The following is a 17,835-nucleotide window of genomic DNA, read 5'->3' on the forward strand; positions in this document are numbered from 1 at the left end:
CGCGATGCGCCGAAACCTCCTTGAAATCCGGCCGTGATCGGCACGAATTGTCATCTGGTGCGCGGGAATTCGCTGCGCCGACGCTGGTCCCGGTGTTCGTCGGCCGCTATAGGGACATCGAAACCGCGACACCGCCCGGGGCAGGCACAATGAATCGGAATCGACCCTTCGTCCTGGAAATGGCGTTCCGCCCCGCCTCCGTCACCGACGCAGGTTCGCCGCGGACGCTCGCGGCCGAGGCGCACACCCACTACGGCGATCTGCGGTCGAGGGCCTGAGCGCTCAGAGCTGAGGTTCGGGGGCTCCCACGCGGACGGGGGCGTCGAGGGCGGTGCGGCGCGCGGAGCGCAGGACGACCAGCGCGACGATCAGCGTCGTCACGGCGGCGACCGAGACGGCGGTGCCGATCAGCGCGGTGACGCTGCGGGCGAAGACGAGCATCAGGGTGACCTCGACGGCCAGGCCGAGCCAGGTGAGCGCGGCCAAGGCGGTGCGGTCGACGGCGATCGCGGACAGCACCGCGCCTTGCAGGACCGCGAGGATCGCCCCGTGCAGGGCGAACACCCACAGCAGACCTTGGATCGGCGCGTAGTCCTGACCGGCCAGCACCGGGGCGACGGGCGCGGCGAGCGCCGCCACGGCCACCGCGGCCACGCCTATTCCGGACAGCACGCCCAGCGCGTCGCGGATGGCCCGCGCCGAATGCGCGGGCTGGGCCATCCGGGGGTAGAGCACCACACCGACCGCCTGCGGCAGCCAGAACGCGATCTTCGCGGCGATGGTGCCCAGGGCGTAGCGACTGGCGTCGGGTTCGTCGAGCACCATGCGGACCACTATCAGATCGGCGGAGGACAGCGCCATCAGCGCGGCCTGCACCTGGGCCGCCCGCAGCACCGGCACCACACCCACGGGCATCGGTTCGGCGGCCGCGGCGGCGATCTCGGGCGTGCCCGCCACACGGCGGGCGAACAGGGCGGCGACCGCGATGCCCAGCGCGGCGGCCAGCAGCGCGGCGGCGGCGCCACCGCCCAGGGCCAACACCACCAGCGCGGGCGCGACGCGCGCGATCCCGGCCGTCCCCAACACCACCGCCAAACCGCGGAACCGCCTGGCACCTTGGAGAATTCCCTGCTCACCGGACAGCAGCACCAACGCGGGGGCCGCGCCCAAGGCCGCCGCACACGCCGCCGCGCTCACTTGCAGCGCGACCGTCACCACCGGGATCAGCGCCGCCGCCACCACGGCGACGATCACCGCGCAGCGCCACCGCAACCCGCGCAGCGCCGCCACGCTCGCACCGCGCACCGCCTCGCGGGCGACGACGTTCTGCAACGCCAGCGCGGGCACCGCGCACAACAACTGCACCGCGAGCAGACTGGCGAATTCGCTGTATCCCGCGACGCCGAGCCAGCGCCCGGCCAGCAGTTGCAACAGATAACCCGCCACATTGGCGGTCATCGCGCCCGCGGTCACCAACGTCAGATCGGCCACCACGGGGAGACGACGGACGGCGAGCACACCCCATCGTCGCACCTCAGCCCCCCGACGCCGCCACCAGGGCAGCCGAGCGCGCCGAAACCCGGACTGGTCCAGGACCCGCGCGGAGGTCGTCCCGCCCCTGGTCCGCACCGGTCGCGTCCAGCGCCCGAAACCCGAGACCGCCGACAACACGCGCGGAACCGTCCCGCCGCCGATCCGCACCGGGCGCGCCCAGCGCGCTGATCCGCGTAGCCGGGTGGGGGCGCGCGTGGCGGGTCCGTAGGGTGTGGGTCCGTGAGCGAGGGACGGGACGCACGATGGGCCGGAACGATTCCGGCCGCGTACAGCGCGGTCCTCACCGCCTTGGTGGCGGGCCCGCTGCTCGGCCCCGGATATCTGCTGCTCCGCGATGCCGTCAGCACCCCGCGTTCCTATCCGACGGATTCCGCGCTCGGCCTCGGTGACGCCGCACCGCGCGCAGTCCCCCAGGACGCCCTGCTCGCTCTGCTGACCCCGGTGGTCGACGGTGGCGTCCTGGTGAAGGCCATTCTGTTGGTCGCGCTGTGGGCGGCGGGCTACGGAGCCGCCCTCTCGGCCCGTGAGTTGCTGCGCGTCCCGATCGGTCCGCAATTGGTCGCGGCTACCGTCGCGATCTGGAATCCCTACGTCGCCGAACGCCTGCTGCAAGGTCATTGGAGCCTGCTCACCGGGTACGCGGCCTTGCCGTGGACGGTCCTGGCCGCCCGTCGCCTGCGCGCGTGCGTCGATCCGGGCACGGCACGTTCACCGATCGCACCGCCCCCGGTCGAGCGCCCCCGCCCGACCACGGCGTCGGCAGACCTGGTCGCCGCGGAGATCGATCCCACCGTCGGCACGCCGGACGACCCTGCGCGATCCACCGGGGTCCGCTCGCGTTCGGCGATGGTCGCGCGCCTCCGCCCGACTCCCGCTGTCGGGGCGTGGGGGGCGCTGGTGGCCTGCCTGGCCGCCGCCGGACTCACTCCGACGGGGGCCTTGCTGGCGGGGTGCGTCGCCCTGGTGACGGTCGGGCGTCGCCGTCTTCCCGCGACGCTGCTGTTGATCGTGGCGGTGTCGGCCCCCTGGACGGTGGCGACCGCGTTGTCCGGCGCGGGGGCCGAACCCTCGGACCCGACCGGGATCACCGCGTTCGCCGCCCGCGCCGAGCCGTGGTTGGGAACACTCGGGTCGTTGGCCGGCATGGGCGGGATCTGGAACGGCGACGCGGTTCCGGCTTCGCGCACGACGCCGGTCGCGGCGTTGGGTACCGCGCTGCTGCTGATTCTCGTGGCGTTCGGCGTGCGCGCGGTCTGGACGAGCGATTCCGCCGACCGCGACGGACTGCGTATCCGACGCGCGCTGCTCGTCCTGGCGGGTGTGGCGGTGGTCCTGCCCGCACTGGCCGCGACGGGATGGGGCATGGCGGTCATGGAGTGGTTGGTGGTGCACGTCCCCGGTGCGGGTCTGCTGCGCGACACCCAGAAGTACGTCGCGCTGGCCGTCCCCGCCTACGCGCTGTGCGCCGCCGCGGGCTGCCGAGCGATCGCTGAGATGTCCTCGGGCCGGGTCGATTCCGCGAGCGACCGTCGGTCGACTTCGGCCGGTGCGACTACGGGATCACGCCCACCGCGCGCAGTCACAACCACGTCGAGATACACCCTCACCGCCGCAGCCTGTATCGCGGTCCTGGTCGTCCCGCTGCTGGACCTGGCGTGGGGTGTGGGCGGGGCGTTGCGGCCGGTGCACTACCCGATCGCGTGGCAGCGAGTCGCCGAAAAGGTCGACGGCCCGGGTGACGTGGCGGTGTTGCCCGGGGGGATGTTCCGCCGGTTCACCTACAGCGGCGACGCGCCCGTGCTCGATCCCGCGCCGCGGATGCTGCCCGGCGATGTCTTGCAGACCGGGGAACTGCCGGTGCGCGGAGTCGTGGTCGCCGGCGAGGGCGCGCGCGCCCGCCAGGTGGAATCGACGCTGCTGCAAGGCGGTTCGGCGCGCAAGCTGGCCGATCTCGGCGTCGGGTGGGTGCTGGTGGAACGCGACACCCCCGGCCCGCTGGGCCGATCGGCCGAGACCCTGGCGACGCTGGAACCCGTCTACGGGGACGCGCGTCTCGCGCTCTACCGTGTCCCCGACGCCCGCGATCGCGACGTCGAATCCCTCGGCGCGCAAAGAACTCTCGCGATCACCGCGCACGCGCTGTGGCTGATCCTGTTGGTGGGCGGTCTGGCGGTGGCCGCTCCGGCTCCGCGCGAGACGGTCAGTCGGCGGCCGGAGCGACCAGTCCGGTGACGTGCCTGCCGTCGGCGGCGGCCGCGAGCACTTCGTAGACCCCGTTCCCGGTCTGCTCCCAGGAGAACTCGCTCGCGCGGGCGCGGGCCTTCTCGCCCATCATCGCCCGCGTGGAGTCGTCGTCGAGCAGGTCGCCGACGGCTTCGGTCAGGTGGGCGACGTCATCGACGAGCAGTCCGGTGACACCGTCGACGATGGAATCGGTGAGTCCGCGCGAACTGCGGTAGCCGATGGTGGGCACGCCGTGCTGGGCGGCTTCGATGACGGCCAGGCCCCAGCCTTCCTTGCGCGAGGGCATGACGTGCACCCAGGCGCGGGCGAGCAGTTCGTGCTTGCGCTGTTCGTCGACGTGACCGTGGAAGGTGACGGCGTCGGCGATGCGCAGGTCGGCGGCGTATTCGCGCAGATTGTCGGCCCACCAACCGCCGCCGACGACGTCGAGGTGCACGTTCGGCACACGCTCGCGCAGGCGGGCGACGGCGACGAGCGCGTCCTCGATCTGCTTGTGCGGGACCAGGCGGGACAGCACGACCACGCGCGGTTGCGGGTCGCGGGTGTGCGTGGTGCCGGTGGGCGCTCCGTCGGGGACGGGTTCGGCTCCGTTGCGGACCACAGCGATGCGGGAACGATTCACCCCGAGGGTGGCCAGTTCCTCCGCGGAGGGCAGCGAGACGGTCAGGTACTGGTTGTCGCGGTGCACGCGGGGGGACAGCCGGGATTCGATCCACCAGCCGACCCGTCCGATGAGCTTGCCCGCGACCGGCCACTGTTCCCGGTGGCCGTGGTGCACGAGCACCACCGAGGGCGCGTCGGCGACGAGTCCGGCGAAGAAGGGGATGCCGTTCTGGGTGTCGATGACGGCGTCGGGGCGCACGCCGCGCAGGCTGCCGACGCCGAATCGGCCCAAGGCGATCGCGGCGAGGGCCCGAGGGTAGACGGTGTAGCGGCCGCCGCCGCGGCTGATGTCGATGCCGTCCACGTGTTCGCGGCGGGCCGCGCCGCGGTAGCGCGCGGTGCGCAGGGTGACCTTGACACCGCGCGCGGCGAGTTGGGCGCCGACCTGCTCCAGGTAGCGTTCGCTGCCGCCCCCCTGCGGGTGCCCGGTGTCACGCCAGCAGAGCAGGAGGACTTCGCGCACAGTGGAGCTTCTCTCGCTTCGTCTGGTCCCGGGCGGGAACTCGGATATCGGGCTACACCATAACTTGCGCACCCGGTCGCGAAGGGCCGCCCGGCATCGATCCTCAGGAATTTTTTGAAACGTACACATTTCACAGTCGACTCCGATAGCGTCCGCCTCGATGTTCACCATCACGATGAGGAGTGGCAAATGAAGGTGACACCCAGGACCAGGACCGGCGGCGGCACGGGCGGAGGTACCACGGACGGCGACCTCGGCGGCGTGCTGACCCTGCTGCTCGGCCTGCTCGGCTCGTCGCTGTCCACCGGCAGCGGCGCCAGCAGCGGCCTCGGCTAGCCCGAAGGACACACCGGCCCGGCGCGCGCGGCGCCGGGCCGGTGGCATGTCCGACACCGTGTCCGACACGACGCGGGCACTGTGCGAAACTGGCCGCCGTGCCGAGAACCGAGACGCCGCCCGTCGCCACCGCGGCCCCGCAGGTCGCGCCGGCCGCCCGGAACACCGCGTCCCGCTTCGCCCGCCGCGCGACCCTGCGCCGATCGCTGCGCCTGCTCGGCAGTTTCCGGTTCGAGCAGACCGACCCCGCCCGCTTCTACGGCGGGATCGCCCACGACAGCGCCGCCATGATCGGCGATTTCCACCTCGACGTCACCGGCCGCGACCTGCGCGGCTCGACGATTCTCGACGTCGGCGGTGGCCCCGGCTATTTCGCCGACGAATTCGCCCGCGCGGGCGCGCGCTACATCCCGGTCGAACCGGACCCCTCCGAGATGCACGCCGCCGGGCTCACCGTCCCGGGCGCGGTGCGCGGATCGGGTACGGCCCTGCCGTTCCGTGACGATTCGGTCGACATCTGTTTCTCCTCCAATGTCGCCGAGCACATCGCCGATCCGTGGCTGATGGCCGAGGAGATGGTGCGCGTGACCCGCCCCGGCGGCCTGATCGTGCTCTCCTACACCGTGTGGCACGGCCCGTTCGGCGGGCACGAGACCGGTCCGTGGCACTACCTGGGCGGCGAGTACGCCGCGCGCCGGTACCGCCGCAAGCACGGCCGCGAACCCAAGAACCGCTTCGGGACCTCGCTGTTCGCGGTGCGCGCCGCCGACGGCCTGCGCTGGGCGGGCCGCACGTCAGCGCGCGTGCACACGGTCTTTCCCCGGTACCACCCCGCGTGGGCGTGGTGGCTGGTGCGCGTTCCGGTGGTGCGGGAATTGCTGGTCAGCAACCTGGTCGTCGTCGCGACCAAGTGACTACTTCTCCAGCCAACCCCGCCGCCACCCGCGCGGACCGCACGCGCCCGGTAGCGGTTGCCCCCACGGCGATTCCTGCATCGCCAGCCCCACCGTCTCCAAGGTCGTGAGCCCGACCTGGTCGGCCAGCGCGTGCACACTGGCGACCGCCTCCGCGGCCTGCATGGCCGCCGTCGCCTGTTCGATGGTCAGCGTGCGACCCGGGAGGAAAGAAACCACCCATCCCCCGTGGCCCACGCTCTTCGCCTGATGCTCGGTCTGGTCGCTGGTCATCAGCGATCGACCGATCACTTGCACCGCCATGTTCGGTTCACCCCTGCGGTATCGGATCAATGCAGAATCGGTTCAAAATCGAGCAGCTGATCAGTAGCTACAGCATCCTCCGTCGCCCCCCGGAACGCAATAGTGCGTTTGCGGAAAAACGATACCAACGGGTCGGCATTTGCCCAGCTCAACGCGGTGACGCGCGGCAAAACTGAAACATGTTACAGACAACCGGACGACAAAACTGTAACGTGTTCTCATGCACTACGACAGCTTGTTCATCGGCGGCCAGTGGACTCCGCCCACCTCCTCCGAGCGCCTCGAGGTCATCTCCCCCGCCACGGTCGAGTCGGTGGGCAGCGTTCCTGTCGTCGTCCGTGCCGACGTCGACGCCGCGGTCGCCGCCGCGCGTCACGCCTTCGACAACGGCCCGTGGCCGAAAACCCCGCCCGCCAAACGCGCGGCCCTGCTCAGCCGCGCCGCACGGCTCATCGAACAGCGCTCGGCCGACCTGCTCGCCGCGCTCACCGCCGAAGTCGGCGCCCCCGGCATGGCGAGTATGACGCTGAACCAGCTCCCCGCCACCGCGGCGCTCGACGCCTACGCCGCCCTCGCCGAGACCTTCCCGTGGAGCGAGACCCGGGTCGGCGCGTTCGGCACCTCGCGGGTCACCCGCGAACCGCGCGGCGTCGTCGCCGCCGTCACCGCGTGGAACGTTCCGCTGTTCCTGGCCGTCAACAAACTCGCCCCCGCGTTGCTGGCCGGCTGTACCCTCGTGCTCAAACCCGCGCCGCTCACCCCGATCTCGGCCAACATCGTCGCCGAGATCTTCGCCGAGGCGGGCGTGCCCGAAGGCGTGATCTCGGTGCTGCCCGCCGAAGCCGACGTCGCCGAATACCTGATCTCGCACCCGGGCGTCGACAAGGTCACCTTCACCGGCAGCACCGCCGTCGGCCGCAAGATCGGGGCCATCGCCACCGAACAGCTCAAGAGCGTCTCGCTCGAACTCGGCGGCAAATCCGCCGCGATCCTGCTCCCGGACCTGGACATCGCCGCGAGCATCCCCGTGCTCGCCTTCTCCGGCCTGATGAACAGCGGCCAGGGCTGCGTCGCCCAGACCCGCATCCTCGCACCACGCGGCCGCTACGACGAGATCCTGGACGCGCTGGTCGACCACGTGAAGACCATGAAGGTCGGCATGCCCGACGACCCCAGCACCCAACTCGGCCCGCTGATCTCCGAGAAGCAGCGCGAGCGCGTCGAGGGATACATCGCCAAGGGCAAGGAAGAAGGCGCGCGCCTGGTCCTGGGCGGCGGACGCCCCGAGGGCCTGGACCGCGGCTGGTTCGTCGAACCGACCATCTTCGCCGACGTCGACAACAAGTCGACGATCGCGCAGGAGGAGATCTTCGGCCCGGTGCTGTCGGTGATCCCCTACGACACCGAGGACGAGGCCGTCGCGATCGCCAACGACTCGGTCTACGGGTTGGCCGGTTCGGTGTGGACCACCGACATCGAGCACGGCGCCGAGATCGCGGGCCGCGTCCGCACCGGCACCTTCGCGATCAACTGGTACGCCTTCGACCCGACCTCGCCGTTCGGCGGCTACAAGAACTCCGGTCTCGGCCGGGAGAACGGCCCCGAGGGGCTCGACTCGTTCTGCGAGCAGAAGTCGCTGCTCATGCCGCTGGGCTGGACCGGCTAGGACTTCCACGCGCGAGGGGCGAGAACTGCGGTTCTCGCCCCTCAGTGCTGTCCCGAGTCGCAGACCCGCAGGATCGGTTCGCAGCGTTCGCCCGGTTCGCCCGGTTCCATCGCCACCTCGACGCTCCACCCCGGCGGCAACACGGTCTGCAACCGGCCCGCGGCCCGGCACAACGCCGTACTCACCTCGGGTGAGGCGGGCACCGACTCCAGATCGGTCATATCCCAACCACCTCTCACGTGTCGATGCCGACCGCGACGTCGTCGCGACCGCCGATAGGGGAAGCAGTCAGCCGAGGGCTGAGTGAACAGTGGAACTCCGCGCGGCTTCAGCTTAATGGACAGCCCCTGAATGCCCGGTTCACTTTCCTCGAAACCGTCTCCTGTACAGGGCGAATGCCGACCCTGTTGGTTGAATTCCCAACGGCGTCGACTTCGAACGGATGAGCTCGTCGGAATGACCGAACCCACTCCCGACGTCGACCCGGAGACACCGACCCGACCTGTCCCGTCTCCACCCACGAAGCGGACCCGGCGGGTACGGTCTCGGACACCTCCCGAAACCTCGGGCGCGGATAGGAATTCATCCCGGAGAGGGGAAATCATGGCTGGGCCCGAGGGATTCGGCTGGGACTGGGCGACGCGGACCGGCGGGACGCTGTCGGCGGGGCAGCGGTGGCGGTTGCGCGGCGCGCTGGCGCGGGAGATCCCGGCCCTGCTCGCGACCCGCGCGGCATGGTCCGCGAAACGGGGGCGGGGACGGCTGGAATTCGACGGCTTGCGCGTACCGGATTCGAGTCTCGCCCGTGCCACGGAGGAGAAAGCGCGGGAAACGCTGTCCGCGGCGATGCTCGAACATTCCTACCGCACCTATTTCTTCGGACGGGTGCTGGCCGACCTCGACGGCGCGCGCTACGACGACGAACTCGTCTACGTGGCCTGCCTACTGCACGACCTGAACCTCGAGAACCCCACGGCCGGGCGCTGTTTCGCGGTCGTGGGCGGTGAACGGGCCGCCGCCTTCGCCCTGGACAACGGCGCGCCCGCCGAACGCGCCACCGCCATCGGCGCGGCCATCGCGGCCCACGTCACGCCGGGTGTGGCGGGCGACCTCACCGACCCCGGCGGATTCGTCTCGGCGGGCGCGGCCGTCGACGTGGTCGGCGCGCGCCTGGGCGAACTCGACCGCGCCTGGGTCGCCGACCTGCTCACCCGCCACCCCCGACACGAACTCAAACGTCACCTGGTCGCCGCTTTCCGCGCCGAAGCCGCCGCCGTCCCCGCGGGCCGCGTGGCCCTGATGCTCACCGCCGGCTTCAACCTCACCGTCCGCCTCGCCCCCTTCCCCGAATAGCGAAACGCGGAACCGCCCGCACCTCCGAGGAATGCGGGCGGCTTCGAGTGGGGAATCAGGCGAGGCGCTGTTTGAGGGCCTCGAATTCGTCGCGGACTCCGGAGGGGAGTTTGTCCCCGACGAACTGGAACCATTCCTCGATCAGCGGGATCTCCTTGCGCCATTCCTCGGCGTCGACCTTCAGGGCCTCGTCGACGTCGGCGGCTTCCACGTCCAGACCTTCCAGATCCATCTGGGCGGCGGTGGGGACGTGCCCGATCGCGGTGGACTCGGCCTCCGCCGAACCCTCGATGCGGCCGACGATCCACTCCAGCACGCGGGAGTTCTCGCCGAATCCGGGCCACAGGAAGCGGCCGTCGTCGCCGCGACGGAACCAGTTGACGTAGAAGATCTTCGGCAGCTTGCCCGCGTCCGCGTTCTTGCCGACGTTGATCCAGTGGTTCAGGTAGTCACCGACGTGGTAGCCCATGAACGGGATCATCGCCATCGGGTCGCGACGCACGGTGCCGACCTTGCCCTCCGCGGCGGCGGTCTGCTCCGAGGACAGCGTGGCGCCCATGAACACGCCGTGCTGCCAGTCGAAGGACTCGGTCACCAGCGGGACGGTGGTCTTGCGGCGTCCGCCGAACAGGATCGCCGAGATCGGCACACCCTGCGGGTCGTCCCATTCCGGCGCCAGGATCGGGCACTGCGACATCGGCGTGCAGTAGCGCGAGTTCGGGTGCGCGGCAAGGGTTTCGGTCTCCCGCAGGTACCAGTCGTTGCCCTTCCAGTCGATCAGGTGATCGGGCTCGCCCTCCAAACCCTCCCACCAGACGTCGTTGTTGTCGGTCTTGGCGACGTTGGTGTAGACGGTGTTGCCCGCCTCCATGGTGGCCATGGCGTTCGGGTTGGAGCTGCGGTTGGTGCCGGGCGCGACGCCGAAGAAACCGAATTCCGGGTTCACCGCGTACAGGCGACCGTCCTCGCCGAAACGCATCCAGGCGATGTCGTCGCCCAGGGTCTCCGCGCGCCAGCCGGGAACCGTCGGCTGGATCATCGCGAGGTTGGTCTTGCCGCAGGCGCTCGGGAACGCCGCCGCGATGTAGTACGCCTTGTTCTCCGGGGAGATCAGCTTGAGGATGAGCATGTGCTCGGCCAGCCAGCCCTCGTCGTGGGCCATCGCCGAGGCGATCCGCAGCGAGTAGCACTTCTTGCCGAGCAGCGCGTTGCCGCCGTAGCCGGACCCGTAGGACCAGATCTCGCGGGCCTCGGGGAAGTGGGTGATGTACTTGGTGTCGTTGCACGGCCACGGCACGTCGGCCTGACCCTCGGCCAGCGGAGCGCCCACCGAGTGCAGCGCCTTGACGAAGGGGCGATCCGCGCCCAGCTTCTCCAGCGCCGCCGCGCCCATGCGGGTCATCACGCGCATCGACACGACCACGTACTCGGAGTCGGTGATCTCCACGCCGAGCTTCGGGTCGGCCGCGCCGAGCGGGCCCATGCAGAACGGGACCACGTACATCGTGCGGCCCTTCATCGCACCGCGGTACAGCTCGGTCATGGTGGCGCGCATCTCGGCCGGGTCGACCCAGTTGTTGGTCGGGCCCGCGTCCGCCTCGGACTCCGAACAGATGTAGGTGCGCGATTCCACCCGCGCCACGTCGGAGGGGTCCGACAGGGCGAGGAAGGAGTTCGGCTTCTTCTTGGGGTCGAGGCGCTGGAAGGTGCCCGCCGCGACGAGCTGGTCGGTCAGCCGCTCCCATTCCTCCTCGGAACCGTCCGCCCACACCACCCGGTCGGGCTGAGTGAGTTCTGCAACTTCCTGTACCCAGGCGAGTAGTTCGCTATGCTCGGTCGGCGCTTTGCCGTCGGATCCACGAAGACCAGGAATGGTCGCTGAGGTCATGAAACTCTCCTGAGATTGGCGGTGCGTCGATGCTTCGCCACTCTGGCCCGAGGCCCATGACCAGCGCGAACACATCAAGCGCCACCGTTGGCGGGTAGGCACCCGCTACGACCAGTCGAATGCGCGCCCCGGCTGGACGGCGTACTTGGACGAAGCGGACGCCCAGGTTCCTGCCATAGAGGTTAACGCGATGTGACGGTCCGTACGGCACCGGGTACTTATCGAATACCCGTTTAGTTACCAATCCAACAAATCAGCCGAACCGATCGATCACGGCGATATCGCGCTCACAGGCCGCGAGTTGGGCAGGTTGCTCGGCCACTGCTCGCCGGATCCGCGTCTCCAATTCCGCGACTCTCCGGTCCGTGTCGAGGATTCGGGCCGCGCTCGCGCGCACCACCCGATCCGACCATTCGGTCTCGGCTCCCACCAACGCCGTCGCGACCCGCTGCTCGAGCTGGGCTTTCACGTTCACCAACGCCTCGGCGAGCCACTGCCGCACGTGTGCGCGGTCGGCCACCTGCCGCCGGGCCCGCACCACCCACCAAGCGACGAGCGCGCCGAGCAGGAGTGTCACAGGGATGCTGGCGACGTCCAGAGCGGGCACCAGCGCCAGCGGCGAGACCAGCAGCCGACCCAATCCGACGCCCGCCGACGCGCCCAACGCGATCATGAGGTGATCTTCGACACCCCGGTGCCTCGGCTCGGGTTCCGGGCCGACCCGCGGCGCCGGATCGCGCCGCCGCTGCGGCACGGTGATCGCGCCGACGTCGGTGGCGGCCAGGCGGGTGAGCAGATCCGCGAAGCGCCGGTCGATGCCCTGATCGACGGCACCGGTCAATTCGGTGACGGCGTGTTGCAGACGCGCGGGATAGTCCTCGAATTCGGCGGGAGGCAGCCGATCCAACTCGGCGCGCGCCGCCACGTGCAAGGCCCTGACCTGCCCGCCGACCTCGGTCAGCAGATCCACCCTGGCCAGATGCAGGTGACCGCGCAACGTCGACATGGCCGTGGCGCGACCGCTGTCGCGACCCGCGATCAGTTCCGCGCGCTCGGCACGCAAGCGCGTCGTCTCCGCGCCCGAGCGCAGCGTGCTCACCTGCGCCGCGATCCGCTCGCGAGTCTCGGCCAGCACGCGTCCGGTCAGGATGGCCTGTCGATGCGGGTCGCCCGCCGCCGCACCCGCCGCCGCGGTCAACGCCGCGTGCAGCGCGCTCAGACCGGACCGGTCCAGCAGCGCCGGGTCGCCGCTCGCGCGGGCCGCGGCGGCCAACCGGGCCGAGACCGCGAACAGGTCCGCCTCGCCCAAGCCGTGCACGGCCAGCAGTTCCAGATTGCGCTCACGCACCGATCGCCAGTCGGCGTAGGCGTGGATGCCGTTCATCGCCAGCAGCACGCGCGTGCCCTCACCGCGCAACCCGGTCAGCAGACGCAAGGTGTCCGCCCCGAGGGCACTTCCCGCATCCAGCAGGATCAGCGCGACCGGCACGGGCACGCCGACCACACCGGAACTCGCTTCGGACCGCAGAAGCGGAGTGCCGGGCGGGCCCGCGGTCGCGTCGGGCCGCATGAGCGGAGCACCGGCGGTCGCCTCGGGCCGCGGAAGCGGAGCACCGGATGCGCCCCAGATGGCTTCGGGGCGAACGGACGGCGCGCCGGATGCGGCCGTGGTGGTCTCGTGCCTTGTGGGCGTGCCGCCAACCGGTCGGTGGGCGGTGATGTCGGACATCGGCTCGGTCAGGTCCGCACGGGGCTCGAAGCGCGCGAGTTCGGTGCGCAGCAGCGCGGTGTTGGCGTCGTCCGGGCCGATCAGCGCGACCTTCGCCGCCGCGCCCGCACCGCGCACGGCGGTCAGCAGCGCCGCGCCCTGCGGATTCCAGCGGGCCACCACGGCCGCCGCTTCCCGAGGAAGATCCGCCGCCTCCCGACGGAGTTCAGCCGCCGCGTCCCCAGGCGGGTCAGCCGCTGCGCTCCTGGCGAGATCGGCTCGCCCACCGGGACGGCCCGTCGACTCCCGAGGAAGATCCGCCGACTCCCGAGAGGCCGCCTCGCCGGAGGTTCGTCGTGCCGGATCAGAGTCCGGCACTGCTCATCCGCTCCCACAGCCTGATGTAGCCGTTGTGCACTCGCAGGGCGGCGCGGCGGGCTCGTGGCGGCATATCGCTGCCGACGACGGCCCGCCAGCGGACCGCGCGCTGGAGTGCGTCGTCGGCGTCGGCGGGCGCGGGTGACGGGTAGCCGGCGGCCAGGTGCGCGACCGACGGATCGGCCAGGCCCGCGCACAATCCCAGCCACATCGCGTCGTCGCCGTAGAGGTAGTTCTCCAACACGTCGCGCGCGCCGCCGTCGGCGGGCAGCGCGCGGGCGGCCAACCGGGCCAGTTCGTCGAGCAGGCGTCCGCCGCGTTGCGCGGAGACCTGCTCGTAGCGGCGGTGCAGGAGGCGGTGCAGCGGGTCGATCCCGGCGGCCGCGTGCATCAGTTGCAGGATCGCGTGCGGCCCGAGCGACGGATCGGCGCGCAGGGCGGTCAACGCGCAGGCCACGCCGTAGAGATCCCAGCGGTGCAGCAGCGTCTCGCGTTCGGCGACATCGGGACCGGCCGCCGGGGAGACGAACAGGTCCGGTGACAACGTCAGTGACGGGTCGGCGGAGGCGGCCAGGCGACGCAGGGTCGCCATGTCCTCCTCGGTGATCGCGCCCGCCCGCGTGCGCGCCGCCAGCGAGGCCACCACCGGCAGGGTGAGGACGCCCAGTTCGCGGCTGTACTGGTCGGCGGCCACGACCGCGTCGCCCCACCGCGAGCCGATCGCGTCGGCCTTGTTCAGCACGACCACGGTGCGCGAGGGCTCGAGCGTGGCCAGTACCCGGCGGTCGGCGGGCGACGGCGAGCCGGACAGCACGTAGACGACGATGTCGGCGTCGAGTTCGGGGTCGGGCGAGCCGGGTTCGTCGACCGGGCCGGTCTCGGCGGCCGACATCAGCGCCAGCGCGTGCAGCACGGTGGTCCGACCGGTGTGCGCGCGGCCCGCGACCTGGATGCGCGGCGGGCGGTGCCACACGTTGACGGCGACGCTCGCGTGATAGCCGATCCCGGTGTCGGCCCCCGCCGCGTCGCGCAGGTCGGCCAGCAGTCGGTCGAGTTGGTCCCGTTCCCTGGTCGGCGTCGGCACTCCGCGTTCGCGTGGCCTGCCTTGGAATCCGGTGGCTGTCGACATGGTCACTCCCCCTCGTGTCGCTGCGATTCTGTCAGAAGGCGGCGACCGACCGCTCAGTGTGCGGTGCTCCCGCTCACGTATTTGTTGACCGTACGCACGGCCCAGCCGGGGGCGTATTTGGCGGCGAGGGCCAGCGCTTTGGTGCGTGCGCCGATCTCGTAGTGCACGCGCGGGAGTCGGCCGCGGCGGGAGGTGATCTCGTGGATGCCGCGGGCGACGTCCTCGGCGGTGAGGTGGACGCCGAGCGAGCGGGTGGAGGCGGTGTCGACGCCGTCGACCATGGCGGTGGCGACGAACAGCGGCCAGACCGCGAGGACCCGGATGTCGTGGCGTTCCCATTCCAGATCCAGTGCCTCGGTGAGGCTCTTGACCGCGGATTTGGTGGCGCCGTAGGTGGCGAGTTCGGGTTGGCCGTAGATGGCCGAGGCCGAGCACAGGTTGACCACTTGCGCGCCGGGGGTGTCGCGCAGGTAGCGGAAGGCCGCGTGCGTGCCGGTCAGCACGCCGCCGAGGTTGACCGCGACGATCGCGCGGTGGGCGGACAGGTCCATCTCCTCGAAGGGGCCCGCGCGCAGGATGCCCGCGTTGTTGACCAGGATGTCGAGTCGCCCGGTGGCGGTGTGGAACTCGGCCAGTCGCTCGGCCCAGTGCGTGTCGTCGGTCACATCGAGGACGCCGGTGGTGGCCGTTCCGCCCGCCGCGGTGATGTCGGCGGCCAGCCGGGACAGGCCGACCTCGTCGATGTCGTACCCGCCGACGTGATAGCCGTGAGCGGCGTAACGCAGGGCCGTCGCCCGTCCGATTCCGGCCGCCGCACCGGTGATGAACACCGTCGGTGAGTTCATGTCCGGCAGTGTAGTCGCGCCGCTCGGCGCTATAACCGGGGTTCACAGACACCCTCCCATCCCCTACCCTCGATCCAGGTCGGCATCGATATCGGTGCGCAACTTCGCCTTTCGAGCGAAACCGGCCGGATACGCCGGAACCCGCCCAGGAGGTCGCGATGAACGCCGAGGTCATCGGGGTCGTCGGTGCACGGATCGACACCCGCCCGCAGCTACCCAGCGCCGATCCCTTCCACCGGCCGCCGCGCGGATTCGCCGTCACCGCGCCGGGGACGGTCCTGCGCAGTCGCCGCGTCGAACTCGCGCTGTTCGGCCTGGTCCCGCAGCAGGTCACGGCCTGGCAATTGCTCTACCGCAGCTGTGATCTGCACGGCAGCCCCGAAGTCGCGGTCACCACCGTCCTGCTCCCCGCGAACGCCGACCCCGCCCGTCCGCTGCTCGCCTTCCAGACCGCGATGGACGCCGTCTCCGAACGCTGCTCCCCGTCCTACGCGCTGCGTCGCGGAGCGCGGGCGCTCGGCTCGGTGACCCAGTTCGAGTGGCTGCTGGTGGCCGACGCGCTGCGTCGCGGGTGGACGGTCTCGCTGGCCGACCACGAGGGGCCGAACGGCAACTTCGGCGCACCGCGCGAACCCGGCTACCGCGTCCTCGACGGCCTGCGCGCCGCCCTGTCCTTCGACCCGCTCGACCTGCGTCCGGACACCCCGATCGGCGTCTGGGGCTACTCCGGCGGCGGCATGGCGGCCTCCTGGGCGGTCGAGATGGCCCCGACCTACGCGCCGGAACTGCGCATCGTCGGCGCGGCGCTCGGGGCGCCGGTCGGTGATCCCGGGCAGGTCTTCGAGCGCCTCGACGGCACCCACTACGCGGGGTTGCCCGCCATCGTCATCGCCGCGCTGCGCAGGCTCTATCCCGCGCTGGACGCGCTGCTCGAGGCCGAATTGACCCCCGCCGGACAGCGCATGGTCGCGCACGCCGAACGCGCCAACCCGCTGTGGGCGATCCTGTCGCTGGCGGGCAGTCGCTTCGACGACCACCTGCGCACCCGGCGCATCACCGAGATCCTCGCCACTCACGAGTTCCGGACGATGTTCGACGACCTGCGCCTGGGTCACTCGATCCCCACCTGCCCGCTGCTGGTGATCCAACCGGTGCACGACCAGGTCATCCACCGGGACGGTGTGGACGGCCAGGTCGCGCGGTACCGGGAAGGTGGCGCGCGGGTCACCTACGTGCTCGATCGGCTCAGCGAGCACTTCTCCATGCTGGTGTTGGCGGCCCCGCCGAGCCTGGAATGGCTAGCCGACCGACTGGCGGGCGAACCGGACACCCCGGACGCCGACGTCACGGTCTGGTCGGTGCTGGCCTCGCGGGCGGGGCTGCGCGGCATGGTCGACATGGCCGCCACCACGGCCAAGGTCCTGCTCGGTCGGCCGCTGGGCCGCCCGCGGACGCCGCCGCCGCCGATCCCCAGCGAACGCGCCGCTTGATGACACCGCTCGACACAGGCAGATTGCCCGGCTGAGCCCGCCGTGACCACCGCCCCGGGGGTTCGATTGCCGGGCTGCTCACCCGATGCTGGACAATGGACCCCGTGAACGACGCCGCCAACCCCACAGCCGAGTCGGTTCCTGGCCGGCCGTCCACATCCACGGCCCCGCTGGAAGCGGGCCGACGCTCCCCGACCGGCTCGCGACTGTACCCGAGGGTGACCAGTTTCCGGTCCCGCCGGGGCGCACTGACGCCCAACCAGCAGCAGTCCTGGGACCGCATGTGGCCGAAGATCGGTCGCGAAGTCGGTGACGAACCGCTGGACGCGGCGGCCTGGTTCGGCCGGGACGCGCCGCTGGTCATCGAGATCGGCTGCGGAACCGGCACGGCCACCGCCGTCATGGCGCAGGCCGAACCGGGGGTGAACCTGATCGGGATCGAGGTCTACCAGCCCGGTCTGGCCCAGTTGGTGCAGCGCGTGGAACGCGAGGACATCGCCAACATCCGCCTGTTGCGCGGCGACGCCGTCGACGTGCTCGAGCACATGATCGCCGAAGGATCGCTGACGGGCGTGCGGGTGTTCTTCCCGGACCCGTGGCCCAAAGCCCGCCACCACAAGCGGCGACTGCTGCAACCGGCCACCCTCGCGCTGATCGCGAGCAGGCTGAAGACCGGCGGCGTCCTGCACGTCGCCACCGACCACGCCGACTACGCCGAGCACATCGCCGAAGTCGGCGCGGGCGAACCGCGACTGGTCGGGTTGAACGAGACCACCGGCGCGGGAGCCCTTGCGGCCGACGCGCCCATCGGCTTCGATCGCCCCGTCACCAAGTTCGAAGGAAAGGCGCATCGCGCCGGTAGCGCCATCACGGAGTTCATATGGGGCAAGATCGAATGATG

General features: G+C 71.0%; 15 protein-coding genes. 7 read left to right on the forward strand and 8 right to left on the reverse strand.

Annotated features, from left to right (window positions below; all coding sequences use genetic code 11):
* Positions 1-282: 282 nt before the first annotated feature.
* The gene (locus ON30_RS26505; RefSeq protein ID WP_245554233.1) at positions 283-1,458 is read right to left on the reverse strand and encodes a polysaccharide biosynthesis protein; all 1,176 of its coding nucleotides are present in this window, start codon (positions 1,456-1,458) and stop codon (positions 283-285) included.
* 315 nt (positions 1,459-1,773) lie between these two features.
* Between ON30_RS26505 and ON30_RS41310 the strand changes: the two genes are divergently transcribed.
* A complete protein-coding gene (locus ON30_RS41310) occupies positions 1,774-3,786 on the forward strand; it encodes an MmpA family trehalose lipid delivery protein (protein WP_051030012.1) in 2,013 nt (670 codons plus the stop codon).
* Here the strand turns inward: ON30_RS41310 and ON30_RS26515 are convergent.
* Positions 3,755-4,924 (reverse strand): glycosyltransferase family 4 protein, encoded by a 1,170-nt coding sequence (locus ON30_RS26515; RefSeq protein WP_040711196.1) that lies wholly within the window; start codon positions 4,922-4,924, stop codon positions 3,755-3,757. The two genes, ON30_RS41310 and ON30_RS26515, sit on opposite strands and share 32 nt — an antisense overlap.
* 189 nt (positions 4,925-5,113) lie before the next feature.
* On the opposite strand from ON30_RS26515, the gene ON30_RS39435 reads away from it, so the two are divergent.
* Positions 5,114-5,260 carry a hypothetical protein gene (locus ON30_RS39435; protein WP_157183847.1) on the forward strand — a complete coding sequence of 49 codons (147 nt, stop codon included), beginning with the start codon at positions 5,114-5,116 and terminating at the stop codon, positions 5,258-5,260.
* A gap of 194 nt (positions 5,261-5,454) precedes the next feature.
* Positions 5,455-6,174: a class I SAM-dependent methyltransferase gene (locus ON30_RS26520; protein WP_040711432.1), complete on the forward strand. Its 720-nt coding sequence runs from the start codon at positions 5,455-5,457 to the stop codon at positions 6,172-6,174.
* On the opposite strand, the gene ON30_RS26525 is transcribed toward ON30_RS26520, so the two are convergent.
* Positions 6,175-6,477, reverse strand: coding sequence for a hypothetical protein (locus tag ON30_RS26525; RefSeq protein ID WP_040711198.1), 303 nt, complete (start codon positions 6,475-6,477; stop codon positions 6,175-6,177).
* A gap of 220 nt (positions 6,478-6,697) precedes the next feature.
* On the opposite strand from ON30_RS26525, the gene ON30_RS26530 reads away from it, so the two are divergent.
* Positions 6,698-8,143 (forward strand): aldehyde dehydrogenase, encoded by a 1,446-nt coding sequence (locus ON30_RS26530; RefSeq protein ID WP_040711200.1) that lies wholly within the window; start codon positions 6,698-6,700, stop codon positions 8,141-8,143.
* A 41-nt stretch (positions 8,144-8,184) separates the two neighbouring features.
* Here ON30_RS26530 and ON30_RS26535 read toward each other — a convergent pair whose 3' ends face one another.
* The gene (locus tag ON30_RS26535) at positions 8,185-8,364 is read right to left on the reverse strand and encodes a hypothetical protein (protein WP_040711202.1); all 180 of its coding nucleotides are present in this window, start codon (positions 8,362-8,364) and stop codon (positions 8,185-8,187) included.
* 382 nt (positions 8,365-8,746) lie between these two features.
* On the opposite strand from ON30_RS26535, the gene ON30_RS26540 reads away from it, so the two are divergent.
* Complete coding sequence (locus tag ON30_RS26540) at positions 8,747-9,496, forward strand: HD domain-containing protein (protein ID WP_040711204.1); 750 nt, start codon at positions 8,747-8,749, stop codon at positions 9,494-9,496.
* 55 nt (positions 9,497-9,551) lie between these two features.
* Here the strand turns inward: ON30_RS26540 and ON30_RS26545 are convergent, their stop codons facing one another.
* The 4 genes from ON30_RS26545 to ON30_RS26560 all read right to left on the reverse strand — a co-directional run bounded on the left by ON30_RS26545 (position 9,552) and on the right by ON30_RS26560 (position 15,444).
* Positions 9,552-11,384, reverse strand: coding sequence for a phosphoenolpyruvate carboxykinase (GTP) (locus ON30_RS26545; protein WP_040711206.1), 1,833 nt, complete (start codon positions 11,382-11,384; stop codon positions 9,552-9,554).
* Positions 11,385-11,637: 253 nt separating this feature from the next.
* Entirely contained in the window at positions 11,638-13,275 is a 1,638-nt protein-coding gene (locus ON30_RS26550; protein WP_063719943.1) for a hypothetical protein, read from the reverse strand.
* 181 nt (positions 13,276-13,456) lie between these two features.
* Complete coding sequence (locus ON30_RS26555) at positions 13,457-14,599, reverse strand: hypothetical protein (RefSeq protein ID WP_051030023.1); 1,143 nt, start codon at positions 14,597-14,599, stop codon at positions 13,457-13,459.
* A gap of 53 nt (positions 14,600-14,652) precedes the next feature.
* Positions 14,653-15,444 carry an SDR family oxidoreductase gene (locus ON30_RS26560; protein WP_040711210.1) on the reverse strand — a complete coding sequence of 264 codons (792 nt, stop codon included), beginning with the start codon at positions 15,442-15,444 and terminating at the stop codon, positions 14,653-14,655.
* 158 nt (positions 15,445-15,602) lie between these two features.
* Here ON30_RS26560 and ON30_RS26565 point away from each other — a divergent pair, with 158 nt between their 5' ends.
* The gene (locus ON30_RS26565; RefSeq protein WP_040711212.1) at positions 15,603-16,934 is read left to right on the forward strand and encodes a lipase family protein; all 1,332 of its coding nucleotides are present in this window, start codon (positions 15,603-15,605) and stop codon (positions 16,932-16,934) included.
* A 95-nt stretch (positions 16,935-17,029) separates the two neighbouring features.
* The gene (trmB, locus tag ON30_RS26570) at positions 17,030-17,833 is read left to right on the forward strand and encodes a tRNA (guanosine(46)-N7)-methyltransferase TrmB (protein ID WP_040711214.1); all 804 of its coding nucleotides are present in this window, start codon (positions 17,030-17,032) and stop codon (positions 17,831-17,833) included.
* Positions 17,834-17,835 lie beyond the last annotated feature (2 nt).

Source organism: Nocardia takedensis NBRC 100417, assembly GCF_000308695.1.
GTDB classification, from domain to species: domain Bacteria; phylum Actinomycetota; class Actinomycetes; order Mycobacteriales; family Mycobacteriaceae; genus Nocardia; species Nocardia takedensis.